The following is a 25,099-nucleotide window of genomic DNA, read 5'->3' on the forward strand; positions in this document are numbered from 1 at the left end:
TCCTCCCTCATGCTCCCGACCCCCTGCGGTCCTCGGGCCCTCGCGGACCCGGCACGCGCGGGCTGCCGAGCAGTTCGGCGGCCGCCTGCTGGTAGCGCAGGACGGCCTGTTCGGCGACGCGCAGGTCGCAGGGCGCGCTCCACAGCATGCGGCGGGCCGCGTCGTAGCGCTCGATCAGGAACGGGTCCTCCGCGAGGCCGTGCCGGGCGACCTTCGCCTTGTACGCGTCGAGGCGGCCGCGCAGCTCGGCGCGGACCGCCAGGGGCGCGGTGACCGCGGTCAACGACTCGCGGGCGCGCAGCAGTTCGTCCTCCGCCTTCTGCTCCAGGGACTCCAGGAGCGGGGACAGGCGGTGCCACTGAGCCTGTCTGCGGTACTCCGCGGCCGTCGCCAGCTGCTCCTGCAGCACGGTCGGCGGGCCGCTGACGACCGGCACCTCCGTGGCGGCGATCTTCGCCAGCACCTCGCCGCGCGCGGTGCGGGCCTCGGCGAGCGTGCGGTCCGCGCGGGAGAGCACGTCGCGCAGCTTGACCAGGCGCTGCTCGGCATCCTGACGGACCGTCAGTACCGCGTCGATCTCACGGCGTACGTCCTCCAGGGCGCGCGCCTCCCGGTCGTACACCGTGGTGTCCGGCTTGCCGCCGCCGGGCGCCGAACTCCCCGGTGTGGGAATCCAGTAGGCGAGCGGGTCGGACACCACCTCCGCGCGCAGCTTGGTGAGCGTGCGCGTGATGCGCTCCAGGTCGTCGCCGGCCGGGTGCTCGCCGGGGCGTACGCCGACGGAGTGCGCGAGCTGGCGGGTGCGCTGGAGCTCCGCGGCGAGTAAATCGATGCGGGCGGGCAGCGCCGACCAGACCGCGTCGGCGGCGACGACCATGTCCAGGCTTGTCGCGTACAGCTCGTTCATCCGGTCCACCAGCGTGGTCAGGGTGAACTGTTCGCTGAGCTTGCCCGAACCGCCGTGCAGGGTCGGGGCGTTGGCGGTCGCGGTCGCCGAGCCCGCCACCGTCACGGACGCGCCGCGCAGCAGTTCCGTCAGCTCCACCAGGTCCTCGCGGCTGGACCAGCGGCGGCGGGCACGGATGTCGCGGGCGGCGCGCAACGCGTCCGTGTACGCGTCGAAGTACGCCCACAGCAGCGTGATCGACGCCTCCGTGGTCGTCCAGCGCTCCTTGGTGATGCCCGTGAGCTCGGCGCCCTCGAGAAGTCTGCGGCCCGCGTGGTCCTGCAGGGCGAGGAGCGAGGTCTCGATCGCCTCGTGCTCCGCGCCGAGCCGCGCCAGCGCACGGTCCACCTCGTCCCGGTCCATCACCGGCCCGGCGGGGTCCGTGACGCCCATCGATCACCTCTCGCTGCGTTGTGTTCCGTCAGTCGTCCGTCAGTTCATGATCGGTTACTTGTAGTCGGCCTCGGGAGGAGTCGCCGACGCCGACTTCTTGTCGCCCTTGTCCATGGTCGGGTGGAGCCACTTGTCGTACGACGCTCCCCACCCACCGTCCTTGATGTAGTTCTCCAGCGTCCGGTTGACCTGGCGTACCAGATCGTCGGAGCCCATCTTCATCGCCACGCCGTAGTACTCGTCCGTGAACAGACCACCCTTGAGTTCGACCGTGGGGTCCTGCGCCGCCTGACTCGCGGCGAGTGCGCCGTCGGTCACGACCGCGTCGACCTCGCCGAGCTGCAACTTCACCAGGCAGTCGAGCTGGTTGGGGACGGTGGTCCTGATGTCGGTGGAGGCGGGCAGGTCGCGGTTGTTCTTGCCCGCTTCGAGGCTGTCGTACGCCGTGGATCCCGTCGCCGAGCAGATCCGCCTGCCGGCGAGCGTGTCGTTGTAGCCCGTGATCGTCGAGGTCTTGGGCGCCAGGACCTGCTGGCCGGTCACGAAGTAGGGGGCGGAGAAGGCGACTTTCCCGATGCGGTCGCAGTTGATCGTCATGGTGCGGACCACCATGTCGACCTCGCCCTTCTGGATCGCCTCGATACGACGGCTGGTCGGGATGGCCTTGAACTGCACCGCGTCGCGGTCGCCGAGGATGTCCTGGGCGATCCGGTGGACCAGGTCGATGTCGAACCCCTCCAGCTCACCGGCCGGGTTGTTCGGGTCGAGGTAGCCCCAGCGGTAGCTGTTGGTGTCGACGCCGACGATCAGGCGCCGGTCCTTGCGGGCCTTGATGGCGTCGAGAACCGGGCTCTCGCCGTTGCCGCCGGACGGCGACAGGCTCTGGTCCTGCGGGTCCTTGCAGTCCTCGGCCTTCACCTGGCTGCCGTGGGCGACGCCCTGGCCCGCGGTGGCCGTACCGTCGTTGCCGCCGTGCGACTGCGACAGGGGCAGCAGGAGGACGAAGGTCACCGCCAGGGCGCAGACGAGCGCCATGGCGCCCACACCGCCCCAGCCCCGCAGGCCGGCTCGCAGCCGCCGCCACGGGCCGGCCGCGCCCCGGAGGCGAATCGAGTCGTCGCGTGCGCTCCCTGTCGTGCCGGGTGCGTCCGGCGTCATGCCGTGCGCGTTCGGCGTTGTGCCGCGTGCGTTCATCGTCGTGCCCCCTCTCACCGGTATTCCGACAGCCTGCGGCCGATGCCGAGGACCGCGCCGGTCGCGCCCAGGACCGCGAGGGCCGCGGCGCCGGTCGGGAGGCCGGTCAGCGAGTCACGGCCGCCGCTCGCGGCCTGCTTGAACTCCTGCTGCTCGTGCTCGAGTGCCGTCGCCAGCGCCTTGTCGACGTTGTCGAAGCACACGCTCGTCGGCTCCTTCGCGGCGCCGATGACGCGGTCGCGGGCGGCCTGGTAGTTGCCCTTCTCGTTGTCGACGCGGGCGAGGCCGTGACGGTCCTTCCAGACCTTCATGAAGCTGTTGGCGTCCTGTACGGGCTTCTTCCCCGCCGTGTCGTCGGCGAGGCCGTCGGCCCGTGCGAGCGCCTTGCGGAGCTGGTCGATCTGCTGGTCGTAGCCCCACTCGTACGCGTCCACGACCTTGTCGTCGGCGAGCGTCTTGGAGTCCGCGCCGCGTCTGACAAGGGTGAGGTTCTCGTCGCTGCGGGCCGTGAGGGACGCGATGCGGGCCTCGTGCAGCACGTTCAGGGAGCGGACGCCGTGGTCGTAGGAGTCGTTCAGGCCCGCGCGTGCCACGGTGTGGCTCACGGCGAGCCAGAGCAGGACCACGGTGGCGGCGGCCGTGGCGGTGACGAGGCCGTGGTTGAGGACCCTGTTCGTGCGCTGGTAGGTGCGGCGCTGGGCCCAGGCGAGGGCGGCCAGGGCCAGGATGCCGAGGCCGGCCGCCGCCCAGGGGAAGGACTTCGCGTCCGCGTAGTCGTCGCTGAGGCGCTGGTTCTCCGTCTGGTAGAGCTTCTCGGCGGCCGGCAGCATCTTGTGCTGCATCATCTCGTTCGCGGTGCGCAGGTACGCGCCGCCCACCGGGTAGCCCTGGCGGTTGTTGGCCCTCGCCGTTTCGACCAGGCCCTTGTACTCCGGCAGGAGTCTGCTGAGTTCGGCGATCGTGTTCGCCGAGGTGGAGCCCGGTTCGGAGTTGGCGGCGGCCTTGACGAGTTTGTCGGCGGCCGTGCGGATGTCCTTTTCGTAGCCCTCGCGCATGGCGGGCTTCTCCTGCAGGCCGGCGAGGTAGCCGCTGGCCGCCGCGGTGTTGGCGTCCGCCAGGGAGCGGTAGATGTCGGCCGCGTCGGAGCTGAGGGGCTGGCTGCGGTTGAGGACGTCGTCGGCTGCCGTGGCCCGGTCGGTCATCTGCCAGGCGGCCACGGCACCGAAGGCGATGACGAGGGCGGCGAGGAGGGCGCCGATGATGCGGAGGCGGCCGGGTTCGGTGGTGGCCGCCGTGCGCAGTTGGTCGAAGCCCTCGGCGAAGGCCGTACGGCGTGCCTCCGGCGGTCGAGCGGGGCTGACGGGCCGGCCGGTGCCGCTGTGCTGTTCGGGCGGGCCCGGCTGGGGTGGTACGGACGGCATGGTGGGTGCGCCGGGTGCCGGGCCGTGCCCCGGTGGTGGTGCGCTGCTCTTCGGCGTCTGTGTCACTGCTGACCTCCCCCATGGCCATCCGTCGACGCAAGTATCGCTGCCGGGACTGACATCCGCACCGGCCTTCACTGGATCTTGATCGGATCGCAGCGCAGACCCCGGACCTCCGGCACACCTCAGCACGCCCCGCACGTCCCCCTGCCCATGAATACGCCGGGGGAATCGGTTCGGTTCCAGGATCGGCGGGTCGGGGTGCCCGCCTTCCCCGGCGCGGTGGCCTACGGCTCGAAGTGCTGTCGGAGTCGGGTGTGGGTCTCCGTGGGTGCCCCCGTCGCGTCCAGGCCCAGCAGTGCCGCGCCCAGTACCGGACTCGCCGTGACCACCTTCGGTACCGCCTTCGGGGCGTGGGACGTGAGGAGGGATTGGATGCCGTCGGTGAGTTGGGGGTGGCGGGCCGCGAGGACGCCGCCGCCCAGCAGTACCGGCGTCTCCTCCTCCAGCAGGTCGAGGCGGGTCAGTGCCACCGTGGCCATGGTCACCACCTCGTCGGCCAGGCGGTCCACGACCGCGCGGGCCACGGGGTCGCCGTCGGCCGCAGTGGCGAACAGCACCGGCGTCAGCTCGTGGCGGCGGGCGGGTGGGATGTCCTCCAGATGCAGGGCCTCGATGAGGGCGTACATGGAGGGAAGGCCGAAGTGGGCGGGGAGGGTGCGGGCGAGGGACGTGGGGGTGCCGCGGCCGTCCTCCGCGCGGGCCGCGTGCCACAGGGCCTCCTCCGCCAGGCCCCAACCGCCGCCCCAGTCGCCGGAGATACGGCCCAGCGCGGGGAAGCGGGCCGTACGGCCGTCGGGGCGCATGCCCACGCAGTTGATGCCGGCGCCGCAGACCACGGCGACCCCGCGCGGTTCGGTGACGCCGGCCCGCAGGATGGCGAAGGTGTCGTTGCGGACGGCGACGTCCGTGCCCCACGCGCGCGCGTGCAGGGCGCTCGCCAGCCGCTCCTCCTCGACGGGGAAGTCGGCGTTCGCGAGGCAGGCCGAGACATGGTCGACCGAGGTCACGCCGGCGGCGGTGAAGGCCCGCTCCACGGTCTCGGCCAGCTGGTCCACCGCGGCCTCGACGCCCACCACGGGCGGCCGGAACTCGCCGCCGCGCGCCGTGGCGAGGACGCTCCCGTCGGCCGCCACGACCGCGACGTCGGTCTTGCTGTTGCCCGCGTCGACAGCGAGGACACGTGCGGTCATGCCCACGCGAGATGCTCCTGGTTGTGTGCGATCAGCTGGTCGGTGAGGGTGTCGGCGTACGCGTACTGGCCGATCAGGGGGTGCGCGAGCAGTGCCCTGAACACCCGGTCACGGCCGCCGCGCAGCGCCGCGTCCAGGGCCAGGTCCTCGTAGGCCGTGACGGCGGTCATCAGGCCCGCGTACAGCGGGTCCACGGCGGGCACCGGGAGCGGGGCCGGACCTGCCGGTGTCACCGCTGCCTGTACCTCGATCACCGCGTCGTCCGGGAGGAAGGGCAACGTTTTGTTGTTGTGCGTGTTGACCACCTGGTGCGGGCTGCCGGTCCCGCCCAGCAGCCCGGCTGCCAGGTCCACCGCTGCTTCCGAGTAGTACGCGCCGCCTCTCTTGGAGAGCAGTTCCGGTTTCTCGTCGAGGGCCGGGTCGGCGTAGAGGGTGAGCAACTTTCTTTCCATTTCCGCCACTTCCGCGGCGCGCGACGGTTTGGTTCGGAGTTCCCTCACCACCTCGTCGTGGGCGTAGTAGTAGCGCAGGTAGTACGACGGGACCACGCCCAGGCGGTCCAGGAGGGGGCGCGGGAGGTGCAGGTCGGCGGCGATGGTGTCGGCGTGCTCGGAGAGGAGCTTCGGAAGGACGTCCTCGGCCTCGGGGCCGCCGAGGCGTACTCCCCTCTCCCACGTGAGGTGGTTGAGGCCCACGTGGTCCAGGTGGACGTCGGAGGGAGGTACGCCGAGCATGGCCGCGAACTTGCGCTGGAAGCCGATCGCCACGTTGCACAGGCCGACCGCCTTGTGGCCCTCCTGGAGCAGGGCGCGGGTCACGATGCCGACCGGGTTGGTGAAGTCGATGATCCAGGCGGTGGGGTTCGTGCGGCGGACGCGGTCCGCGATGTCCAGGACCACGGGGACCGTGCGCAGGGCCTTTGCCAGGCCGCCGGCGCCTGTCGTCTCCTGGCCCACGCAGCCGCATTCCAGGGGCCAGGTCTCGTCCTGCTCGCGGGCCGCCTGACCGCCCACGCGGAGCTGGAGGAGGACCGCGTCGGCGCCGTCCACCGCCGCGTCCAGGTCCGTGGTGGTGGTGATGGTGCCGGTGTGGCCCTGGCGGGCGAAGATACGGCGGGCCAGGGCGCCGATCAGTTCCAGGCGGTCCGTCGCCGGGTCCATCAGGACCAGTTCCTCCACGGGAAGGGTGTCCCGGAGGCGGGCGAAGCCGTCGATGAGTTCGGGGGTGTAGGTCGAGCCTCCGCCGACCACGGTGAGTTTCATACGGGGTTCAGCCCTTTACTCCGGTGAGCGTGACGCCCTCGACGAACGCCTTCTGCGCGAAGAAGAAGACGAGGATCACGGGGGCCATGACCAGTACGGTCGCGGCCATGGTCAGGTTCCAGTCGGTGTGGTGTGCTCCCTTGAACGACTCCAGGCCGTAGGAGAGCGTCCAAGCGCCCGGGTTCTCGGACGCGTAGATCTGGGGGCCGAAGTAGTCGTTCCACGCGTAGAAGAACTGGAAGAGCGCCACTGCGGCTATGCCCGGTTTCGCCATGGGGAGGACCACTCGGACGAGCGTGCGGAGTTCGCCGCAGCCGTCCACCCTGGCCGCGTCCAGGTATTCGTTCGGGATCGTCATGAGGAACTGGCGCAGCAGGAAGATCGAGAACGCGTCGCCGAACGCCATCGGGATGATCAGCGGCCAGAGGGTCCCCGAGAGGTCCAGTTGCTTCGCCCAGAACAGGTACATCGGGATGATGATCACCTGGGGCGGCAGCATCATCATCGAGATCACCAGCATCAGGGACAGGTTCCGGCCGCGGAAGCGGAACTTGGCGAGCGCGTACGCCACCGGCACGGACGACACGACGGTGAGGACCGTGCCCAGGCCGGCGTAGACCAGCGTGTTCTTCCACCACGTCAGGAAGCCGGGGGTGTCGAAGACCTTGGCGTAGTTGCCCCACTCCCAGGTGTCGGGGACCAGGTCGCGGGTGAGCGCCTGCTGGTCGCTCATCAGCGAGGTCAGGACGACGAACACGAAGGGCAGCGTGAAGAAGAGGGCGGCCGCCACGCCGAGGGAGTGGATCGCTATCCACTCCAGGAGCGCCTTGCGCCGGGCCGTGCGCTCGGCGGTGCTCGGTGCGTCCAACTGCACGGGCTTGTCCAGCACTTGGGTCATGGTCAGTCACCTGCCTGGATCAGTCCGCCCCTGCGCCGCATCAGCAGCGCGGTGAACGCCATGGCCAGGGCGAACAGCACCAGCGCGACCACACAGGCGGAGCCGTAGTCGAAGCGCTGGAAGCCGAGGTTGTAGACGAGCTGGGGGAGGGTCAGCGTGGACTTGTCCGGATAGCCGGGCTCGAACTGCTGGCCGGAGCCGCCGATGATGCCGGAGGCGACCTTTCCGGCCACCAGCGGCTGTGTGTAGTACTGCATCGTCTGGATCACGCCCGTGACGACGGCGAACATCACGATCGGTGAGATGTTCGGCAGGGTGACGTAACGGAACCTCTGCCAGGCCGACGTGCCGTCCAGTTCCGCGGCCTCGTACTGCTCCTTCGGTACGTCGAGCAGCGCGGCCATGAAGATGACCATGAGGTCGCCCACGCCCCACAGCGCGAGTGCGGTGAGGGCCGGCTTGGACCAGCCGGGGTCCGTGAACCAGCCGGGTGCCGGGAGCCCCAGGCCGTCGAGGACCGAGTCGACCGGGCCGGTGCCGGGGTTGAGGAGGAAGACGAAGGCCAGGGTCGCGGCGACCGGCGGGGCGAGGTAGGGCAGGTAGAAGAGGGTGCGGAAGACGCCCGCGCCGGTCTTGATCTTGGTGATGAGCAGGCCGATGCCGAGGCCGAAGACCACCCGGCAGCTCACCATCACCAGCACCAGCCAGAGCGTGTTGCGCAGGGCCGGCCAGAACAGCGGGTAGTCGTCGAACACGTAGGACCAGTTGCCCAGGCCGCGGAAGACCGGTGTGCCGAAGCCGTCGTACTTCATCAGGGAGAAGTACACGGTGGACACGAGGGGGTAGGCGAAGAAGACGCCGAACCCGATGAGCCACGGTGACAGGAAGGCCACCGTTCGAAGCGCCGACCGGCGGCGCTTCGCGCGCAGAGTGTGGGTGGACATCGAAGTGCTACTTCGCCTGCTCGATGTCGGTGTCGATCTGCTCGGCGGTCTTCTCCAGACCGGCCTTGAGGTCCTTCACCTTGCCGGACTCGTACTGGTAGCCGAAGTCCTGGAGCGTCGTCTGGTACGTCGAGCCGTTGACGGAGGCCGGCGGGGTGTTCGAGTGCGGGTTCTGGGCGATGTCCAGGAACGTCTTGAAGCCGGGGTCCACCTTCAGGTCGGGCGACTTCAGGGCCGCGAAGGTGGACGGCACGTTGTGGATGGCGTTGGCGAAGGAGACGACGGCCTCGGTGTCGGTCGTCAGGTACTTCACCAGTTCCCAGGCCGCGTTCTGCTTCTCGCTCTGCGGAGCGATGCCGATGATCGTGCCGGAGAGGAAGCCCTTGCCGTACTCGTCCGCCTCGTCATCGGCGACGGGCATCGGGGCGGTGCCGATCTCGAAGCCGACGCCCGCGTCCTTCGCCATGCCCAGGCGCCACTCGCCGTCGAGCTGCATGGCCACCTGGCCGGTGTGGAAGGGGTGCTTGGCTCCCCATTCGTCGCCGAAGGTGTTGCGGTACCTCTCCAGCTTCGCGAAGCCGCCGAGGTCGTCGATGAGCTTCTTCTGGTACGTGAACATCTCGGCGAAGGCCGGGTCCTCGGCGATGCCGGACTTGCCGTCGGCGTCGAAGTAGGCGTGGTCCCACTGGGACATGTAGTGATCGACGACCGTCTCGTAACCGTGGTACGTCGGCATGAAGCCGAGCTGCCGGTAACTGTCACCCTTGCTCACAGTCAGCTTCTTGGCGTCCTTCGCGAACTGGGACCAGGTCTTCGGCGGGGACTTGATGCCGGCCTTCTCGAAGGCGTCCTTGTTGTAGTAGAGGCCGTAGGCGTCGCCCAGCAGGGGCAGGGCGCAGCGGGTGCCCTCGAACTGGGTGTAGTCGAGCATCGGCTTCGGGATGATCTTGCCGAGGTCCAGCTTCGACTTCTCGATGAAGGGCTTCAGGTCGAGGAAGGCGCCGGAGGAGCAGAACTTGCCGATGTTGGACGTGGTGAACGACGACACCACGTCCGGACCGTTCGAACCGCCCGCGCGCAGCGCCTGGTTGAGCTTGTCGTCGTTGATGTTGCCGACGACCTTCACGGTGATGTTGGGGTGGGCCTTCTCGAAGCGGTCGACGTTCGCCTGGATCGCCTTGACCTCGGCGGGCGCGCTCCAGCCGTGCCAGAAGGTGATCGTCGTCCTGGCGTTCGGGTCGTCGGTGGCGCCGGACTCCGACTGACCGGTACAGGCGGTGGCGAGGAGGGCCAGGGAGGCGGAGGCGGCCAGCGCGGTGGCCGCCTTGCGGGACGCTGAGGGTATGACTTTCCAGGACTTTCCGGGCATGGCAAGGTCTCCCAAGGGCGGGACAGGGGTTGGGTGAGAGAAGGCGGGGGGTGGATCAGGGGGTGTGGTGGGCGCGCGCCGGCGGGGCGGGCGGTCAGCGTGAGGTGTCGAAGACCTCGTCGCGTGTGGTCGCGAGCGCGCTCTCCAACGCGCCCCGCAGCACGGGGTGTTCACGGACGTCGCCGACGACGAGCCGGGGCCGGGACGCGGCCAGCTCCTCCAGCTCGTCCTGGACGAGGGCGCGCAGCACCTCCCCGCCGGAGGTGAGGGAGGCGCCGCTGAGGACGACCAGTTCCGGGTCGAGGACGGAGACCAGGGAGGCGAGACCGGTGGCCAGCCGGGTCGCGTACGTCGCCAGGAGCAGCCGGTGCAGGACGGTGTCCTCCGCGGCGGCCCGCTGGACGAGGGTGGCGGCGGCTTCGGCGTACGGCCCGGACGGGATGTCCGTCATGCCGAGTTCGCGCGCCAGCTGGGGGATCGCCTGCGAACCGGCCAGCTCCTGGTAGCCGCCACTGTTGGCTTTGGTCACCTGCCGGACCAGGGGTGCCCCGGGGACCGGCAGGAAACCCACCTCGCCCGCGCCGCCGGTCCAGCCGCGGTGCAGGCGGCCGCCGAGGACCAGGGCGGCACCGAGGCCGCCCTCGTTCCACAGCAGCACGAAGTCCTCGTGGCCGCGGGCCGCGCCGAGCCGCTGCTCGGCCAGCGCCACGAGGTTGACGTCGTTCTCGTACTCGACCGGCATCGGCAGGGCGGCCGCGAGGTCGTCGAGCAGCGCGGGGGTGTGCCAGCCGGGGAGGTGGGAGGCGTAGCGCAGCCGGCCCGTGGTGGGGTCGAAGGCGCCCGGCGTGCCGATGACGAGCCGGTGGACGTCGTCGCGGGCGAGACCCGCCGCCTTCACGGCGCCGTCGAGGGCGTCGGTGACCTGCCGGACCACCGGGTGGGCGGGGCGTCTGCCGGGGGTGGGCAGTTCGTACGACCCCACCGTGCGGCCGGTGATGTCGGCGACGGCGGCGCGGATGCGTTCGGGGGTGACATCGAGCCCCGCGGCGTACGCGGCGGCAGGATTGACCTCGTACAGCTGGGCGCCCGGGCCGGGTCGGCCCTCTGTCGTGCCGGTGGCCAGGACGAGGCCGGCGGCCTCCAGGCGGGCCAGCAGCTGGGAGGCGGTCGGCTTGGACAGGCCGGTGAGCTTGCCGATCCGCGTGCGGGACAGCGGGCCGTGCTCCAGGAGGAGGTCCAGGGCGGCACGGTCGTTCATGGCGCGCAGGACGCGCGGGGTGCCCGGCGTACCGGCGGTTCCTGCCATGGGATCGACACCTGCCTTTCAGTCGACCAGCTTCTCAGTGATCTACGAGGGAAGTCCATTCAGGGATCACTGTTAGGAAAGTTTCCTGTCCGATGGCCAGAAAGTACGCTCCTCCGAAGGTCGCGTCAAGGGTGGTCTACACCAGCAATGCAGTCGTTACTTCTGGGTGCTGCTGAGCCCGGCGAAGCCGTAACCGGTCGCGGCTACGCTGCACGGATGCCTCGTGCCGGCCGCCGTTCGCTGCTCGTCCTCGCCTCGCTCGCCGTGCTCCTCGTGGGCGGGACCTTCGTCTTCTGGGCGACGCGGCCGGTGCCGCACGGCGAGTGCGTGGTCGCTCACTCCCGTCTCTCCGGCGCGGACAGCCCTGGGCCCGCCGGGTCCGAGCTGGAGGAGCTCACCCGGCGGGCCTACGAGAAGGCCATCGCCGATGGGCGGTGCGAACGGCCCTGGCCGCGGTGGCGGGGGTGGATCGACTGAGGGACGTGTGCGCGGCCCGCGCGGGCTACTTGGTCACGCTGGGCGGCGTCAGCGGAGTGGCGTTCTGGGCCTGCGGGGAGGAGGAGTTGGCGTAGGCCGACGGGGCCGCCACGGCCGCCGTCGGGTCGGCCGCGGGGGCGTCGTCCGCCGGGAGGGCGGGGCGGCCGACGATGGGGATGTCGGCGGCGTCGAAGGCACGCTTGATGCGCCAGCGCAGTTCACGCTCCACCGTCAGCGACTTGCCCGGCATGGTCTTCGCGGAGACGCGAACGACCATCGAGTCCAGCAGCACGCTGTCCAGGCCGAGGGTCTCGATCGGGCCCCAGAGGAGTTCGTTCCAGGGCTCCTCCTTGCTCATCTTCTCGGCGACCCCGTCGATGGTGCGCTTGACCTTGTCCAGGTCCTCCGAGGAGCGGACGGTGACGTCCACGCCGGCCGTCGACCAGCCCTGCGAGAGGTTGCCGATGCGCTTGACCTCGCCGTTGCGGACGTACCAGATCTCGCCGTTGTCGCCGCGCAGCTTGGTCACGCGCAGGCCGACCTCGATGACCTCGCCGGACGCGACGCCCGCGTCGATCGAGTCGCCGACGCCGTACTGGTCCTCCAGGATCATGAAGACGCCGGAGAGGAAGTCGGTGACCAGATTGCGGGCGCCGAAACCGATGGCCACGCCCGCGACACCGGCGGACGCCAGCAGCGGAGCCAGGTTGATGTCGAAGGCCGACAGGACCATCAGGGCGGCGGTGCCCATGATCAGGAAGCTGGCCACCGAGCGCAGGACCGAGCCGATCGCCTGGGAGCGCTGACGGCGGCGCTCGACGTTGACCAGGAGGCCGCCGATGGCCGTGCCGTCCACCGCCTGGGCGGTGCGGTTCATCCTGTCTATGAGCTTGGTGATCGCCCGCCGGATCGCCACTCTCAGCACGGCCGCGATCACCAGGATCAGCAGGACCTTGAGGCCGATCGCCAGCCAGGTCGACCAGTTCTGCTCGACCCAGCTCGCGGCCTGGGTCGCGCTCTCGTGGGCGTCCTGGATCGAGGGAACCGCCGGGGTCTGAGTCTCCGAGGGAGAGGGCGACGGCGTCGGACCGGCGGCCAGTAGGACGGCGGGCAAGGACACGGCTGGTACCTCCAGTGCAGCGGCCCGCCCCGCCGGCAGATGGTCAAGGTCACGAAAAGGTCACCGGCAGGGCAGGTCCACCACACTATCGGGGCATCGTGTGTGGATTGCCGCCACGTTCGAGGGAGGAACCGTGCCCACGTGGGGATGAACTGGTGGGATGAACCGTTCGTCGTCCGGGGGATGAATCAGATGTGGTCGAAAACACTCCCAGCCCGTTACCGGGACATGGTGGCGCTTTCACCAGGCAAGAGGGGAGACTGACTACAGATCGTCCCGGCGCGAGCCACGCGCCGCCGACGCCCAAGGAGGCATCCGTGCCGCATGTCCTGGTCCTCAACGCGTCGTACGAGCCACTCGGCGTCGTACCGCTCCGCCGCGCGCTCGTCCTCGTCCTCGAGAACAAGGCCGTATGCCTCGAGGAGTCCGGCGCCTTCATGCACAGCGCAACCGTCACAGTCCCCGCACCCAGCGTGGTCCGGCTCAAGCGATTCGTCCGGGTTCCCTATCGGGGGCCCGTTCCTCTTACCCGGCGGGCGCTCTTCGCGCGCGACGGGGGCCGGTGCATGTACTGCGGTGGCGTCGCAACCAGCGTCGACCACGTCATCCCGCGCAGCCGCGGGGGCAAGCACGTCTGGGACAACGTGGTGGCGTCCTGCCGCCGCTGCAACCACGTCAAGGCCGACCGACATCTCTTCGAGCTGGGCTGGCGGCTGCGCCACAAACCGGCTCCCCCCACCGGCCTCGCCTGGCGCATCATCGGCACCGGGCATAGGGACCCGCGCTGGCTGCCGTACTTGCAGCCGTTCGGCGCGGAGGACGCCATGGCCCGGATCGACGGCATTTCCGCCTGACGATCCGGGCCTTCGCATACCTGGCGTACGCCTGCGGCGCGTTCGCCGTGACCGGCCCCGGAGGCCCCCAGTGCCCCCGGGGCCGGACGGCTGCTCTCACGCGTACCGCAGCTCCGCCGGTCGCAGCGACCGGTGCAGCAGCGGCAGTGAGGTGGCCGTGGCCAGGAGGCAGGCGGCGTACACGACCACCGGGACCAGTACCGGCAGCAGCGGTACCGGCCCGACGGCGTCGTCGATCATCCCGGCCCAGCCCACGTAGATCGCCGTGCCGCCCGCGCCCGCGAGCAGGACCGCCGGTGCGAGCGGGAGCGCGGTCTCCAGGAGCAGCGCCCGCCCGAGCACGGTCTGCGGCACCCCGGCCGCGGTCTGCGCGGCCAGCCCCCGGCGCCGGGTGGCCAGCGACTCGGCGGTGCCCACCGCCAGGGCCGACAGGGTCAGCAGCAGGGCGACGAGGATCGCGGCGCCGGAGAGGTCGAGGCCGGTGGCGTAGTACGACCGGTTCTCGGCGAGGTAGTCGGTGTGGTCCACGGCGTACAGCAGCACCGCGCGGATGCCCACGAAGGCCGTACCCACGACCGTCACCAGCAGTACCGCGGCGTGGGTGCGTGCCGTCGCCCACGGGTCGTCGCGCAGCCGCTCCGCCGCGATCAGCAGCGCCGGGCGCTGGGCGCGGGCCGCGAGCGCGCTGCCCAGCCGCCGGGACGACCAGCCCGCCAGCCACACGGCCGAGACGCCGATCAGCAGACTCGTGGCGAACACCGTCAGCGGGGCGAGGGCGAATTCGAGGGGATTGCCGAAGTACGTGGTCAGAGCCAGGCCCACGGCCATGGCGCTCAGCAACACGCACACCGCCAGGAACGCCCGTCCCGGCCCCCGTGCCGGACGCACCCGCCGTACCCAGCCCAGCGGCGAGGCCACCACCTGGCGCAGTGACACCGCGCTCACGACCGAGCCCAGCACCGGGACGACCACCGCGACCACGGCCATGCCGATCCAGGCCAGGGGATCGGGGTGCTGCCACACGCGCAGCAGGAGGAGTACGGAGGAGACGGTGGCCACGGCCGAGCCGACCAGGCAGGCCAGCCCCGCCTCCAGCGCCGCGATCCGCCGCACCTGGGCGGGCGTGGCCCCCGCCAGCCGCAGCGCGGCGAGGCGCCGGTCGCGGTGCACCGCCCCCACACGCGCGCACTGCCCGAGGAACCCGAGCACCGGAACCAGCAGCATCAACAGCGCGATGATCACGCCCTGCCGGTCGCTGGGCTGGTCGAGCAGTCCGGCGCCGAAGGACACCGAGTACTGCCCCTCCATCGGGACGACGGTGGCGACCGCCAGCCCGATGCCGGTCGCGAGGGCCGCCCCGACCGCGGTGAGCGTCACCCGCCACCACTCGCGCCGGTCCGATCCGCGGGTGAGCAGCCAGGCCAGCCGGAGGTCGGCGGTGATCCTCGTGCCGCCGCGCGACTCGCTCCTCATGCCGCCACCCCCAGCGGCGTCACGGTCCCGTCGGCCAGCCGCACCTCGCGGTCCGCATACGCCGCCACCTGCGCGTCGTGCGTGATCAGCAGCACCGCCGTGCCCGACTCGCGGGCCGTGTGCACCAGGGCCGTCATCACCTGCTCGCTCGCCAGCGAGTCCAGCGCCCCGGTCGGTTCGTCCGCGAAGACGACCTTCGGTCCGGTGATCAGGGCCCGGGCCAGCGCCACCCGCTGGGCCTGGCCGCCGCTCATCTCGCCGGGCCGCAGACCCTCCTGCCCGCGCACCCCGAACCGCTCCAGCCACTCACCGGCCGTCGCCTGCGCCTCCTGGCGGCGGGCGCCCGCGAGCAGCAGCGGCAGCGCCACGTTGTCGAGGGCCGTCAGCTCGGGGATCAGCTGCCCGAACTGGAAGACCACGCCGAACTCCGTGCGCCGCAGCTCGCTCAGCCGCTTCTCGGGCAGCTGGTCGAGCCGCTGTCCGCCGTAGGTCACCGAGCCGGTGTCCGGGCGGACGATGCCGGCCAGACAGTGCAGCAGCGTGGACTTTCCGCTGCCGCTCGTGCCGGTGACGGCGAGGATCTCGCCGGCGCGCAGCTCGACGGAGGCGCCGCGCAGGGCCTGCGTTCTGCCGTGCGCCTTCACGAGGTCACGGGCCGCCAGCAGCGGCACCGCGCCTCCCCCCTTGTCGCTCATGCTGTGTCGACCTCCGCGGTCAGGGTGGTGAGCCGGGCCGCCGTGGTCGTCATCCAGCGGAGGTCGGCGTCGAGGTGGTTGAGGGCGTAGTCCGCCGAGAGCACCGTCGCGAGATCGGCGCCCCGCGCGGTCTTGACCGCCGTGAGCTCCCGCATCCGTTCCATGTGGGCGGCGCGCTGGGCCCGCAGGTAGGCCTCCGGGTCGCCGCCCGACAGGATCGAGACGACGACCTTGGCGAAGATCTCGTTCGTCACGAACGGCGCGGGCGGCGCGATCTCCCCGGCCCACGCGGCCAGTTCTCGCGCCCCCTCCTTGGTGGAGCGGTACGTCGTCCGCTCCGGGCCGCCGTCCGAGTCGGTGCCCTCGACCTCGGCGAGGCCGTCGCGGACCAGGCGCTGCAAGGTCGTGTAGACCTGCCCGTAGGCCAGCGGACGGGCCTGTGGGAAACGTTCGTCGTGGCGTCGCTTGAGGTCGTAGCCATGGCTCGGCCCCCCGGCGAGCAGCCCCAACAGGATGTGGCGGGTGCTCATGGCGATCATTATGTACTGAGTACATGTACTGAGTGAATAGTGGTCTGGGAGAAAACCTTGCGGCGCAACAGAAGGCGCGGAACAGAATGTGACGACAGGCACGTTGTTCCGTTCCGTACGTCTGCCCGCGCGCCCGCTGGGTAGGGCTGCGATAACCCGCACGCCGCACTCGCAAAGGAGACCCCCGTGGCCACAGCGTCGGTCCTGTTCAAACCTGAGGCGCCCATCGAGCCGGAGATGCACGACTGCGTCTTCAGCGCCGAGGGCGCGTGCGCCGAAGCCCCCCTCACCAGCGAACCGCCCCTGCCCGACACCGAGCCGCTCACCAGCGAGCCGCCGCTCGCCGACGCCGTGCCGCTGACCAGTGAGGCGACCGCCTGGGACACCGGCACGGACATGGGTATGGACACCGGTATGGACATGGACATGGATTTCCCGAGGCCGTAGATGACAGCACAGCGGCCGGCCGGCACCCCAGACCAGGAACTCCCCTCCGACGACCTGTCCCGGCTCGCCGAGCTGCACGGCGTCGCCACCTCCTACCAGCCGTCCGCGGACCGTACGGTCACGGCCTCCGCCCCCGCGCTCACGCTCGCCCTGGCCGCCCTCGACGTCGACACCGGTACGCCCGCCGCCGTCCGCGCCGCGCTCACCGCGCGGGAACGGCAGCTGCGAGAACGACTGCTGCCGCCGACGGTGGTGTGCTGGAGCGGCACCGAACCCGAGGCGCCGGCCCCGCTGCCGTCACTGCCGGCCGGTACCCGGCTGCACATCGAGACCGAACAGGGCGAGACCCGCGCCGCCGCCGACCGGCTCCCGCCCGGCGTCCACCGCTTGACGGCGACCGCCCCCGACGGCCGTACCGCGACCAGCCACCTGGTCGTCGCCCCGCCCCGGCTGCCCACGCCCACGGCACGCTCGTACGGCCTCCTCGTCCAGCTCTACTCCCTCCTGTCCCGCCGCTCCTGGGGCATGGGCGACCTCGGCGACCTCGCCGAACTCGCCGCCTGGGCCGGCCGGGCGCTCGGCGCCGGATTCGTCCAGGTCAACCCGCTGCACGCGGCCGTACCCGGAGCACCGACCGACCCTTCCCCCTACCGCCCGTCCTCCCGCCGCTTCCCCGACCCCGTGCACCTGCGCGTCGAGGACGTCCCCGAGTTCGCCCACGTCGAGGACCGCGAGCGCGTGCGGGGACTGCTGGAGCGGGCCGGACGGCTGCGGGAAGCGGTGCTGGAGAAGGGGGAGCTGATCGACCGCGACGCGGTGTGGGAGGCCAAGCGCGAGGCGCTGGAGCTGGTGCGTGAGGTGCCGCTCGGGCCGGGGCGGAGCGCCGCGTACGCCGACTTCCTCGCGCGCGAGGGCCGGGCGCTGGAGGACCACGCCACGTGGTGCGCGCTGGCCGAGGTGCACGGCTCGGACTGGCTCCGGTGGCCGGAGGGGCTGCGGGATCCGCGGTCGCCGGAAACCGCCCGCGCGCGGGGTCAGTTGATGGACCGGGTCGACTTCCACTGCCGTCTCGCCTGGCTCACCGACACCCAGCTGACCGCCGCCCAGCGGGCCGCGCGGGAGGCGGGGATGCCGGTCGGGATCGTGCACGACCTCGCGGTCGGGGTGCACCCCGGGGGCGCGGACGCCTGGGCGCAGCAGGACTACTTCGCGGCCGGGATGTCGGTGGGCGCACCGCCGGACGCCTTCAACGCGCGCGGCCAGGACTGGGGGCTGCCGCCCTGGCGCCCGGACCGGCTGGCGGAGTCGGGCTACACGCCGTACCGCCGCCTGCTGCGGGCCCTGTTCCGGTACGCGGGCGCCCTGCGCATCGACCACGTCATGGGGCTGTTCCGGCTGTGGTGGGTGCCGCAGGGGCAGGCGCCGACGGAGGGGACGTACGTCCGTTACGACGCCGAGGCCATGCTCGCGATCCTCGTGCTGGAGGCCTCCCGGGCCGGGGCGGTGGTGATAGGCGAGGACCTCGGCACGGTGGAACCGGGGGTGCGCGAGACGCTGCGCTCGCGGGGTGTGCTCGGCACCTCGGTGCTGTGGTTCGAACGGGACTGGGACGGGGACGGCCGCCCCCTGCCGCCGGAGTCCTGGCGCGCCGACTGCCTCGCCACCGCCACCACCCACGACCTGCCGCCCACCGCGGCCCGCCTCACCGGCGAACACATCGAACTCCGCGACAGCCTGGGCCTGTTGACACGGCCTCTGGAGCAGGAGCGGGCGGACGCGGCGGCGGACACGCGCGAGTGGCTGGAGCTGCTGTCCCGGCTCGGCCTGCTGCACGGCACGGGCGGCGGCCACGGCACCGGTGAGGAGGAGGCCGAGATCCAGGCGGTCCACCGCTTCCTGCTGCACACCCCGGCCCGCATGGTCGGTATCTGGCTCCCGGACGGCGTGGGCGACCGCCGGCCGCAGAACCTTCCCGGCACCTGGGACCAGTATCCGAACTGGCGGCTGCCGATCGCGGACGCGGAGGGGAGGGCGGTGACGCTGGAGGAGCTGGCGGCTTCGCCGAGGGTACGGGCGTTGGTGGAGGTGCTGCGGGGGGACGCCGGTCGGCACTTCTAGCCCGTCCGGCTTTTGAGGACGAGGCCCTTCGGGCCGAAGCTGGGTCTGGGGGCGCAGCCCCCAGGGGCGGCGACGGCAATGCCGGGTGCCCTTCCAAGACACCCCCGGACGCGCGCCCCCCGGAGGGGTTCGGTACTTTTGGCCCCGTGGACAAGAAGAACGCCCTGCGCGCCGGCGCCCTGGCCGCCGGTACGACGCTGATGATGCTGCTCATGTCGTCCCCTGCGCTCGCGCTCGCGCGTGACGACGGCGACGACCCCGGTCAGGGCCTGAGCGTCATCGAGACGCTGGGCCAGTTCGTCCTGGCCCCCCTGGCGCTGTTCGCGGTCATCGCGGGCCTGGTCATGGTCCTGGACAAGTCCCACAAGCAGAAGGACACGACCAGCTCCAACATCCGCACCAAGGCCGACGTGAAGGCCTGACACGAGACTCTTCGAGTCCGCCGCGCACTTTCGAGGGCGCCGGCTCCGTCGTCCGTACGCGCATCCGCGGTACGGACGACGAGGCCGGCGCCCTTGGTGCGTTCACGGGTGACTTTCACGCCGGATAGGGCGCCGTCAGATACCGCTGCACCGTGGGTGCCAGCCATGCCACGACCTCCTCGGCCGCCAGGTCCACGGCGGGCGGAAACCGCAGGACGTAGCGCGTGAGCGCCAGCCCCAGGAGCTGCGCCGACACCAGCGCCGCCCGGGCCGGGGCCTGCTCGGGATCGGGGCACACCCGGCGGGCGACGGGCAGCAGCTGGTCCCCGAAGACGCCCCGCATGCGGTCGGCCCCGGCCTGGTTGGTCACGCCGACCCTGAGCAGGGCCGTGAGCACCTCGTTCTTCTCCCACATGGCCAGGAAGTGCGTCACGAGCGCCCGGCCGACGTCGTCCCGGGTGAGGGCCGCCGGGTCCGGCAGTCGCAGATCGATGGCGACGGCCGCCGCGAACAGGCCCTCCTTGTTGCCGTAATAGCGCATCACCATCGACGGATCGATGTTCGCGTCCTTGGCGATGGCGCGGATGGTGGCGCGCTCGTACCCGTCGGTCGCGAAGCGCTCGCGGGCGGCGTCGAGGATCGCGGTGCGCGTGGCCTCGGAGCGGCGCGGTGGGGTGGGGGGCTTGCCGGATGTCATGCCAACGAGTGTAGGCCAACAACTGTTGACATGTCTGATGGTCTGAGCCTATGTTTGCCAACAAGCGTTGACCAACAGGCGTTGGCCAGCAACTGTTGGCAAACGGGCGTTGGCACTGAGGAGGCCCCCATGAACGGCACCGGAACCAGCAGCAGTGGCACCCGCCCCGTGATCGTCATCGGCTCCGGCCCCACCGGCCTCCTCCTGGTCGGCGACCTGGCCGCCGCCGGTGTCCCCGTCACCCTCGTCGAGAAGCGCCCCCACGAGATCAGCAACCTCTCCCGCGCCTTCGGCGTCCACGCCCGCACCCTGGAGCAGCTCGACGCCCGAGGCCTGGCCGACGACCTCCTCGCCACCGGCAGCACCATCACCGAACTGCGCCTCTTCCGCCGCCTCTCCCTCGACCTGGGCACGCTGCCGTCCCGCTTCCCCTTCCTGCTCATCACTCCGCAGTACGAGGTCGAGCGGCTGCTGGAGCGGCGGGCGCGTGAGCTCGGCGTCGAGTTCCTCTTCGAGAACGAGGTCGTGGGGCTGCGGCAGGACGACAGCGGCGTCGACCTCGATGTGCGCGGCCCGGACGGGGCGGTCGTCACGCGCCGCGCCGCCTACGTCGTCGGGGCGGACGGCCACCGCAGCGCCGTGCGCCGGGCGCTCGGCCTGCCCTTCCCCGGCGTCTCGGTCATCAAGTCCCTGTTCCTCGCGGACGTCCGGCTCGCCGAGCGGCCCGAGAGCGTGCTCACCGTCAACGGCGAGGGTGACTCCTTCGCGATGATCGCCTCCTTCGGTGACGGCTGGTACCGCGTCATGGGCTGGAACCGCCGCCATGAGGTCCCCGACGACGCCCCGCTCGACCTCGACGAGGTCAAGCAGGTCACCCGCCGCGCCCTGGCCACCGACTACGGCATGCACGACGCGCGCTGGCTCTCCCGCTTCCACAGTGACGAGCGCCAGGCGCCCGAGTACCGGGTCGGGCGGGTCTTCCTCGCGGGTGACGCCGCGCACGTGCACTCGCCGGCCGGCGGGCAGGGCATGAACACCGGCCTCCAGGACGCGGCCAACCTCGGCTGGAAGCTCGCCGCGGCCGTGCAGGGCTGGGCGCCCGAGGGCCTCCTGGACACCTACCAGGCCGAGCGCCACCCCGTCGGCAAGGCCGTGCTGCGCAGCAGCGGCGGCCTGGTCCGGCTGGCCCGTGCGCAGAGCCCGGCGCTGCGTGCCGTACGCGCCCTCGTCTCCGCCTTCGTCAATGTGGCCCCGCCCGTCCAGGCCAAGGCCCTGGCCCAGATCTCGGGCATCGGCTACGCCTACCCCGCTCCCCGCGGCTCCCACCGTCTGGCCGGCACCCGCGTCCCCGACGTCGCCCTGGAGAGCGGCCGCCTCTACGAGGCCTTGCGCGGCGGACGGTTCGTGCTGATCACGCCGAAGGCCCCGGCGGCGTACGAGGCGCAGGGCGCCCGCAAGGACCGGCTGACCGTGGAGCGCTGGGCCGGTGACCGCCGTACGACCGTGCTGGTGCGGCCCGACGGATACGTGGCGTGGGCGGCGGACGACGCGGACGCGGCGGCGGTGGAGCGGGCGGTCGCCGCCCATCTGGGGTGAGGGGCGCGAAGCCCCTTGCCGGGGCGCCCCTTACCGGGGTTCGGCAGTCCCCGCCAGCAACTCCCGCAACAGGTCGGCCAGTTGGCCGGCCTGTTCGGCGTCCAGGGCGGACAGCGCCTCCGTCTGGACGGCGAGCCCGGCGGCGACGGCCTGGTCGATGAGGGTCAAGCCCTTCTCCGTGAGCGTGACTTGAAGGCCGCGGCGGTCGTGCGGGTCGGGGGAGCGGCGCAGCAGGCCGGCCCGTTCCAGTTTGTCGAGGCGCCCGGTCATGCCTCCGGTGGTGAGCATCAGCGTCGCCGAGAGCTGCCGGGGCGAGAGTGTGTAGGGCTCACCGGAGCGGCGCAGGGTCGCGAGGACGTCGAACTCGCCGCGGGTGATGCCGTAGGGCGCGTACGCCCGGTCCATGCGGTCGCCCACCGTGCGGGTGAGGCGGTAGATCCGGCCGAAGACCTCCATGGCCTTCGTGTCGAGGTCGGGCCGCACGACTGCCCACTGATCGATGATCGCGTCGACGGCGTCCTTGCGCTGCGGGGGTTCGCTCATGGTCCGAGTATCGATCGCGGGATGCTCGGCCGCAAGAAAGTGGCTTGACGGAAAGTTGCTTAGCGCTAAGCTACTTTCCATCGACCTACTTCGAAGGGTGTCTGCCATGGCCGCGAACCGCGCCGCCCTGACCCTCCTCACCGCCCTCGCCCCCATCTCCTGGGGCACCACTTACGCCGTCACCACGGAGTTCCTCCCGCCTGACCGCCCACTCTTCACGGGCCTGCTGCGCGCCCTCCCCGCCGGCCTGCTGCTGCTCGCCGTGGCCCGCGTGCTGCCGCGCGGCGCCTGGTGGTGGAAGTCGGCGGTCCTGGGCGCGTTGAACATCGGCGCCTTCTTCCCGCTGCTCTTCCTCTCCGCGTACCGGCTGCCCGGAGGCATGGCGGCCGTCGTCGGCTCGGTCGGTCCGCTGTTCGTCGTGGGCCTCTCGGCGCTGCTGCTGGGGCAGCGACCGACGGTGCGCACCGTGCTCACCGGGGTCGTGGCGGCGCTCGGCGTCAGCCTGGTCGTGCTCAAGGCGGCCGGGGCGCTCGACCTCGTCGGCCTGCTGGCTGCCCTGGCCTCCACGGCGGCCATGTCCGCCGGCACCGTCCTGACCAAGCGCTGGGGACGCCCGGACGGTGTCGGTCCGCTCGCCCTCACCGGCTGGCAGCTGACGGCCGGCGGACTGCTCATCGCCCCGCTAGCCCTCCTGGTCGAGGGCGCACCCCCCGCGCTCGACGGCCGGGCGGCCGCCGGCTACCTCTACTTGGCCCTGGCGAACACGGCGGTCGCGTACTGGCTCTGGTTCCGCGGCATCGGCCGCCTCACCGCCACCCAGGTCACCTTCCTCGCTCCGCTGTCGCCGCTGACGGCGGCGGTGGTCGGCTGGGCGGCGCTCGGGCAGGCGCTGACCCCGTTGCAGCTGACGGGCATGGCGCTCGCGTTCGGGGCGACGGTCGTCGGGCAGATCGGGGCGGGCCGGGCGGACCGACCGGACCGGGCGGGCCGGACGGGTAGGAAGGGCGGCACATCGTTCAGTTCTGCTGAAGCAAATGGTCGAAAAGATTCGATGGACGTGACGAGTCCGGCGCTGCGACGGTAGATCGAGCCCGATCACCGACCCCAGCGAAAGGATCTCCGTGACCGTCGTCCTCCCCAGGACAGCCGCCCCGACCTACCGCCCCGCCCGGACGGCCGCCCTCGGCATCGCGCTCGCCGCCCTCGCCACCGTCGTCTGGTCCGGCAGCTTCGTCACCTCCCGGGCGCTGCACGACAGCGTGCCGCCGGTGCAGCAGGCGTTCTGGAGATGGCTGGTGGCGCTGGTCGCGGTGGCCCCGTTCGGGGCGCGGCAGGCCTGGCGGCAACGGAAGCTGATCCGCCGTCACCTCGGCTTCGTGACCGTCGCCTCGCTCCTCGGCGTCGCCGTCTACAACACCCTCGTCAACCAGGCCGGGCGGACCACGCCCGCCGCCAACATGGGCATGATCATGGCCGCTGCGCCGGTTCTGATGGCGGGGTTCGAGCGGGCCGCGGGGGTGCGGCTGGGGGCGCGTCGGGTGGTTGGTCTGCTGACGGCCTGCGCGGGCGTCGTGCTGTTGATCGGGGGAGGCGCGGGCGGGGCCCGTCGCTCGGCGGGGGATCTGTGGATGGTGGCGGCGGCCTGCTGCTTCGCGTCGTACAGCGGTCTGCTGCGGCGGAGGCCGGCCGAACTGGGCGGTACGGCCTTCCTGTTCACCACGTTCCTGCTGGGGACGGCCCTGCTGCTGCCCGCGCAGGGGGTGAGTCTGGCGGTGCAGGGCGGGTTCGCTCCGGCGCCCGGCACGGTCCTGCCGATCCTCTACGTGGGAGTCGCCTCCTCCGCCGTCGCCTTCTTCGCCTGGAACCGGGCGATCGCACTCGTCGGGCCGAGTCGTGCCGGGGTCGTCTACTACCTCCAGCCGGTGTGCGTGTCCCTGCTGTCGTGGGCCGTCCTCGGCGAGACGACCGGCTGGGGCCAGGTCCTGTGCATGGCGCTGATCCTGGGCGGAGTCGTGCTGGGGGCGGCGTCGCGGCGGTGACGTAGGTTGCCGCCATGGTCGAGTGGGACATCCGGAAGCTGCAGATCCTGCGGACGTTGCGCGAACGGGGGACGGTGACCGCGACGGCCGAGGCGCTGCGGATGACGCCGTCGGCCGTGTCGCAGCAGCTGACCAATCTCGCGAAGCAGGTCGGGGTGCCGTTGCTGGAGGCGCAGGGGCGGCGGGTGCGGCTGACGGACGCGGCACGGCTGGTGCTGCGGCATGCCGAAGCCGTGTTCGAGCAACTGGAGCGGGCCGACGCGGAGTTGGCGGCGTATGTGCACGGCGAGGTCGGGGAGGTGCGGGTGGGGGCCTTCTCCACGGCCGTGCCCGCGCTGGTCGTACCCGCCGTGGGGGCGCTGCGCGCGGCGCATCCCGGGGTGGTCGTACGGGTGCGGGAGGCCGAGGCCGGGGAGGCGTACGAGCTGCTGGCGGCCGGGGAGGTGGACCTCGCGCTGTCACTCGCGGCGCAGGCGCCGGCCGTGGGGGACGCGCGCTTCACCCGGGTGCCGCTGCTCGCGGATCCGCTGGATGTCGCGCTGCCTCAGGGGCATCGTCTGGCGGAGATTGCGGGGCTGCGGCTGGCGGATCTCGCCGGCGAGGAATGGATCTTCGGCGGGAGTGGGCCGTGGTCGGACATCACCCGCGGGGCGTGTGAGGCGGCCGGGTTCAGTCCCCGGCAGGGGCATTCGGCGGCCGGGTGGACGGCGATTCTGGCGATGGTGGAGGCGGGGATGGGTGTGGCGCTGGTGCCCCGGATGGCTGCGGTGGCCAGAGGCGGGGTCGTGATGCGGGAACTCGGAGCGGACCGGCCGGTGCGGCACGTGGTGGCGGCCGTGCGGAGGGGGAGCGAGGCGAAGGTCGCGGTGGGACGGGTGCTGTCGGCTCTGGGCGCTGCTGCTGCGCGGCTCGCTTGATGGTGGCCCGGCGTGGAAGCGGGGCGGGTGGGTGCGCAGCCCGGCGCGACGGGGTGCCGCCTGCGCCCACCCGCGCCGCCCCAACGGCACGACTGCCCGCAGGCTGGGCGAGCAGATCGGGCCGGGCGAGGGCAACGCGTGGGCTGGGCGGGCGCAGCGCAACCGCGGGCTGGGCGGGCGCAACC

Annotated in this window: 24 protein-coding genes, 1 tRNA gene and 1 pseudogene; 10 read left to right on the forward strand and 16 right to left on the reverse strand. The window is 71.7% G+C overall.

Annotated features, from left to right (window positions below):
• Positions 1–7: 7 nt before the first annotated feature.
• From ACIBU0_RS41680 to ACIBU0_RS41720, 9 genes are all read right to left on the reverse strand, one after another.
• Positions 8–1,339, reverse strand: a complete 1,332-nt coding sequence (locus tag ACIBU0_RS41680; protein WP_398829411.1) for a hypothetical protein — start codon at positions 1,337–1,339, stop codon at positions 8–10.
• Between the two features lie 54 nt (positions 1,340–1,393).
• A complete protein-coding gene (locus ACIBU0_RS41685; RefSeq protein WP_398829601.1) occupies positions 1,394–2,374 on the reverse strand; it encodes a glutamate ABC transporter substrate-binding protein in 981 nt (326 codons plus the stop codon).
• Positions 2,375–2,547: 173 nt separating this feature from the next.
• On the reverse strand, positions 2,548–4,020 hold the full coding sequence (locus tag ACIBU0_RS41690) for a hypothetical protein (RefSeq protein ID WP_398829414.1): 1,473 nt from the start codon (positions 4,018–4,020) through the stop codon (positions 2,548–2,550).
• A 221-nt stretch (positions 4,021–4,241) separates the two neighbouring features.
• On the reverse strand, positions 4,242–5,213 hold the full coding sequence (locus ACIBU0_RS41695) for an N-acetylglucosamine kinase (RefSeq protein ID WP_398829416.1): 972 nt from the start codon (positions 5,211–5,213) through the stop codon (positions 4,242–4,244).
• Positions 5,204–6,469 carry a 6-phospho-beta-glucosidase gene (locus tag ACIBU0_RS41700; RefSeq protein ID WP_398829419.1) on the reverse strand — a complete coding sequence of 422 codons (1,266 nt, stop codon included), beginning with the start codon at positions 6,467–6,469 and terminating at the stop codon, positions 5,204–5,206. The genes ACIBU0_RS41695 and ACIBU0_RS41700 overlap by 10 nt, the downstream gene beginning before the upstream one ends.
• A 7-nt stretch (positions 6,470–6,476) precedes the next feature.
• On the reverse strand, positions 6,477–7,367 hold the full coding sequence (locus ACIBU0_RS41705; protein WP_398829422.1) for a carbohydrate ABC transporter permease: 891 nt from the start codon (positions 7,365–7,367) through the stop codon (positions 6,477–6,479).
• Positions 7,368–7,369: 2 nt separating this feature from the next.
• Positions 7,370–8,311, reverse strand: a complete 942-nt coding sequence (locus ACIBU0_RS41710; RefSeq protein WP_398829425.1) for a carbohydrate ABC transporter permease — start codon at positions 8,309–8,311, stop codon at positions 7,370–7,372.
• Between the two features lie 7 nt (positions 8,312–8,318).
• Positions 8,319–9,680 carry an ABC transporter substrate-binding protein gene (locus tag ACIBU0_RS41715; protein ID WP_398829427.1) on the reverse strand — a complete coding sequence of 454 codons (1,362 nt, stop codon included), beginning with the start codon at positions 9,678–9,680 and terminating at the stop codon, positions 8,319–8,321.
• 94 nt (positions 9,681–9,774) lie between these two features.
• Positions 9,775–10,422, reverse strand: coding sequence for an ROK family protein (locus ACIBU0_RS41720; protein ID WP_398829430.1), 648 nt, complete (start codon positions 10,420–10,422; stop codon positions 9,775–9,777).
• A 57-nt stretch (positions 10,423–10,479) separates the two neighbouring features.
• Between ACIBU0_RS41720 and ACIBU0_RS41725 the strand changes: the two genes are divergently transcribed.
• A tRNA-OTHER gene (locus ACIBU0_RS41725) sits at positions 10,480–10,577 on the forward strand.
• 238 nt (positions 10,578–10,815) lie between these two features.
• Here ACIBU0_RS41725 and ACIBU0_RS41730 read toward each other — a convergent pair.
• Positions 10,816–10,986: pseudogene (locus tag ACIBU0_RS41730) on the reverse strand (MarR family transcriptional regulator); the annotation flags it as partial.
• Positions 10,987–11,202: 216 nt separating this feature from the next.
• Between ACIBU0_RS41730 and ACIBU0_RS41735 the strand changes: the two are divergent.
• Positions 11,203–11,463 carry a hypothetical protein gene (locus tag ACIBU0_RS41735; protein WP_398829432.1) on the forward strand — a complete coding sequence of 87 codons (261 nt, stop codon included), beginning with the start codon at positions 11,203–11,205 and terminating at the stop codon, positions 11,461–11,463.
• A gap of 25 nt (positions 11,464–11,488) precedes the next feature.
• Here the strand turns inward: ACIBU0_RS41735 and ACIBU0_RS41740 are convergent, their stop codons facing one another.
• A complete protein-coding gene (locus ACIBU0_RS41740; RefSeq protein ID WP_398829434.1) occupies positions 11,489–12,583 on the reverse strand; it encodes a mechanosensitive ion channel family protein in 1,095 nt (364 codons plus the stop codon).
• 317 nt (positions 12,584–12,900) lie between these two features.
• Here ACIBU0_RS41740 and ACIBU0_RS41745 point away from each other — a divergent pair, with 317 nt between their 5' ends.
• Positions 12,901–13,437 (forward strand): HNH endonuclease, encoded by a 537-nt coding sequence (locus ACIBU0_RS41745; protein WP_398829436.1) that lies wholly within the window; start codon positions 12,901–12,903, stop codon positions 13,435–13,437.
• Between the two features lie 96 nt (positions 13,438–13,533).
• Here ACIBU0_RS41745 and ACIBU0_RS41750 read toward each other — a convergent pair whose 3' ends face one another.
• The 3 genes from ACIBU0_RS41750 to ACIBU0_RS41760 are packed head-to-tail and all read right to left on the reverse strand — an operon-like array spanning position 13,534 to position 16,135.
• Positions 13,534–14,910: an FtsX-like permease family protein gene (locus ACIBU0_RS41750; protein ID WP_398829439.1), complete on the reverse strand. Its 1,377-nt coding sequence runs from the start codon at positions 14,908–14,910 to the stop codon at positions 13,534–13,536.
• Positions 14,907–15,605, reverse strand: coding sequence for an ABC transporter ATP-binding protein (locus ACIBU0_RS41755; protein WP_398829442.1), 699 nt, complete (start codon positions 15,603–15,605; stop codon positions 14,907–14,909). The genes ACIBU0_RS41750 and ACIBU0_RS41755 overlap by 4 nt, the downstream gene beginning before the upstream one ends.
• Positions 15,602–16,135, reverse strand: coding sequence for a PadR family transcriptional regulator (locus tag ACIBU0_RS41760; protein WP_398829444.1), 534 nt, complete (start codon positions 16,133–16,135; stop codon positions 15,602–15,604). Before ACIBU0_RS41760 ends, ACIBU0_RS41755 begins: the two co-directional genes overlap by 4 nt.
• Positions 16,136–16,321: 186 nt before the next feature.
• Here ACIBU0_RS41760 and ACIBU0_RS41765 point away from each other — a divergent pair, with 186 nt between their 5' ends.
• The 3 genes from ACIBU0_RS41765 to ACIBU0_RS41775 all read left to right on the forward strand — a co-directional run bounded on the left by ACIBU0_RS41765 (position 16,322) and on the right by ACIBU0_RS41775 (position 19,122).
• Positions 16,322–16,582 (forward strand): hypothetical protein, encoded by a 261-nt coding sequence (locus tag ACIBU0_RS41765; protein ID WP_398829447.1) that lies wholly within the window; start codon positions 16,322–16,324, stop codon positions 16,580–16,582.
• Positions 16,583–18,700, forward strand: a complete 2,118-nt coding sequence (malQ, locus tag ACIBU0_RS41770; RefSeq protein ID WP_398829449.1) for a 4-alpha-glucanotransferase — start codon at positions 16,583–16,585, stop codon at positions 18,698–18,700.
• 146 nt (positions 18,701–18,846) lie between these two features.
• Positions 18,847–19,122 carry a hypothetical protein gene (locus ACIBU0_RS41775; protein WP_398829451.1) on the forward strand — a complete coding sequence of 92 codons (276 nt, stop codon included), beginning with the start codon at positions 18,847–18,849 and terminating at the stop codon, positions 19,120–19,122.
• 115 nt (positions 19,123–19,237) lie between these two features.
• On the opposite strand, the gene ACIBU0_RS41780 is transcribed toward ACIBU0_RS41775, so the two are convergent.
• Positions 19,238–19,819 (reverse strand): TetR family transcriptional regulator, encoded by a 582-nt coding sequence (locus ACIBU0_RS41780; protein ID WP_398829453.1) that lies wholly within the window; start codon positions 19,817–19,819, stop codon positions 19,238–19,240.
• A 129-nt stretch (positions 19,820–19,948) separates the two neighbouring features.
• On the opposite strand from ACIBU0_RS41780, the gene ACIBU0_RS41785 reads away from it, so the two are divergent.
• Positions 19,949–21,415 (forward strand): FAD-dependent monooxygenase, encoded by a 1,467-nt coding sequence (locus ACIBU0_RS41785; protein ID WP_398829455.1) that lies wholly within the window; start codon positions 19,949–19,951, stop codon positions 21,413–21,415.
• A gap of 30 nt (positions 21,416–21,445) precedes the next feature.
• Here ACIBU0_RS41785 and ACIBU0_RS41790 read toward each other — a convergent pair whose 3' ends face one another.
• Positions 21,446–21,958, reverse strand: a complete 513-nt coding sequence (locus ACIBU0_RS41790) for a MarR family winged helix-turn-helix transcriptional regulator (RefSeq protein ID WP_398829458.1) — start codon at positions 21,956–21,958, stop codon at positions 21,446–21,448.
• A gap of 106 nt (positions 21,959–22,064) precedes the next feature.
• Here ACIBU0_RS41790 and ACIBU0_RS41795 point away from each other — a divergent pair, with 106 nt between their 5' ends.
• The 3 genes from ACIBU0_RS41795 to ACIBU0_RS41805 are packed head-to-tail and all read left to right on the forward strand — an operon-like array spanning position 22,065 to position 24,914.
• Positions 22,065–23,042 carry an EamA family transporter gene (locus tag ACIBU0_RS41795; RefSeq protein WP_398829461.1) on the forward strand — a complete coding sequence of 326 codons (978 nt, stop codon included), beginning with the start codon at positions 22,065–22,067 and terminating at the stop codon, positions 23,040–23,042.
• A gap of 37 nt (positions 23,043–23,079) precedes the next feature.
• Positions 23,080–23,997 (forward strand): DMT family transporter, encoded by a 918-nt coding sequence (locus ACIBU0_RS41800; protein ID WP_398829463.1) that lies wholly within the window; start codon positions 23,080–23,082, stop codon positions 23,995–23,997.
• Positions 23,998–24,011: 14 nt separating this feature from the next.
• Entirely contained in the window at positions 24,012–24,914 is a 903-nt protein-coding gene (locus ACIBU0_RS41805) for a LysR family transcriptional regulator (protein ID WP_398829465.1), read from the forward strand.
• Positions 24,915–25,099 lie beyond the last annotated feature (185 nt).

This window comes from Streptomyces sp. NPDC049627 (assembly GCF_044465645.1).
Classification (GTDB): Bacteria; Actinomycetota; Actinomycetes; order Streptomycetales; family Streptomycetaceae; genus Streptomyces.

Excerpts from the sequence above, each read along its gene's own strand:
- ACIBU0_RS41785 (WP_398829455.1), top strand. The coding sequence starts at position 19,949 with ATGAACGGCACCGGAACCAGCAGCAGTGGCACCCGCCCCGTGATCGTC.
- ACIBU0_RS41780 (WP_398829453.1), bottom strand. The coding sequence starts at position 19,819 with ATGACATCCGGCAAGCCCCCCACCCCACCGCGCCGCTCCGAGGCCACG.
- ACIBU0_RS41700 (WP_398829419.1), bottom strand. The coding sequence starts at position 6,469 with ATGAAACTCACCGTGGTCGGCGGAGGCTCGACCTACACCCCCGAACTC.
- ACIBU0_RS41710 (WP_398829425.1), bottom strand. The coding sequence starts at position 8,311 with ATGTCCACCCACACTCTGCGCGCGAAGCGCCGCCGGTCGGCGCTTCGA.
- ACIBU0_RS41755 (WP_398829442.1), bottom strand. The coding sequence starts at position 15,605 with ATGAGCGACAAGGGGGGAGGCGCGGTGCCGCTGCTGGCGGCCCGTGAC.
- malQ (WP_398829449.1), top strand. The coding sequence starts at position 16,583 with ATGACAGCACAGCGGCCGGCCGGCACCCCAGACCAGGAACTCCCCTCC.
- ACIBU0_RS41790 (WP_398829458.1), bottom strand. The coding sequence starts at position 21,958 with ATGAGCGAACCCCCGCAGCGCAAGGACGCCGTCGACGCGATCATCGAT.
- ACIBU0_RS41715 (WP_398829427.1), bottom strand. The coding sequence starts at position 9,680 with ATGCCCGGAAAGTCCTGGAAAGTCATACCCTCAGCGTCCCGCAAGGCG.
- ACIBU0_RS41795 (WP_398829461.1), top strand. The coding sequence starts at position 22,065 with ATGGCCGCGAACCGCGCCGCCCTGACCCTCCTCACCGCCCTCGCCCCC.
- ACIBU0_RS41760 (WP_398829444.1), bottom strand. The coding sequence starts at position 16,135 with ATGAGCACCCGCCACATCCTGTTGGGGCTGCTCGCCGGGGGGCCGAGC.
- ACIBU0_RS41705 (WP_398829422.1), bottom strand. The coding sequence starts at position 7,367 with ATGACCCAAGTGCTGGACAAGCCCGTGCAGTTGGACGCACCGAGCACC.
- ACIBU0_RS41805 (WP_398829465.1), top strand. The coding sequence starts at position 24,012 with ATGGTCGAGTGGGACATCCGGAAGCTGCAGATCCTGCGGACGTTGCGC.
- ACIBU0_RS41680 (WP_398829411.1), bottom strand. The coding sequence starts at position 1,339 with ATGGGCGTCACGGACCCCGCCGGGCCGGTGATGGACCGGGACGAGGTG.
- ACIBU0_RS41735 (WP_398829432.1), top strand. The coding sequence starts at position 11,203 with ATGCCTCGTGCCGGCCGCCGTTCGCTGCTCGTCCTCGCCTCGCTCGCC.
- ACIBU0_RS41750 (WP_398829439.1), bottom strand. The coding sequence starts at position 14,910 with ATGAGGAGCGAGTCGCGCGGCGGCACGAGGATCACCGCCGACCTCCGG.
- ACIBU0_RS41685 (WP_398829601.1), bottom strand. The coding sequence starts at position 2,374 with ATGGCGCTCGTCTGCGCCCTGGCGGTGACCTTCGTCCTCCTGCTGCCC.
- ACIBU0_RS41720 (WP_398829430.1), bottom strand. The coding sequence starts at position 10,422 with ATGCCGGTCGAGTACGAGAACGACGTCAACCTCGTGGCGCTGGCCGAG.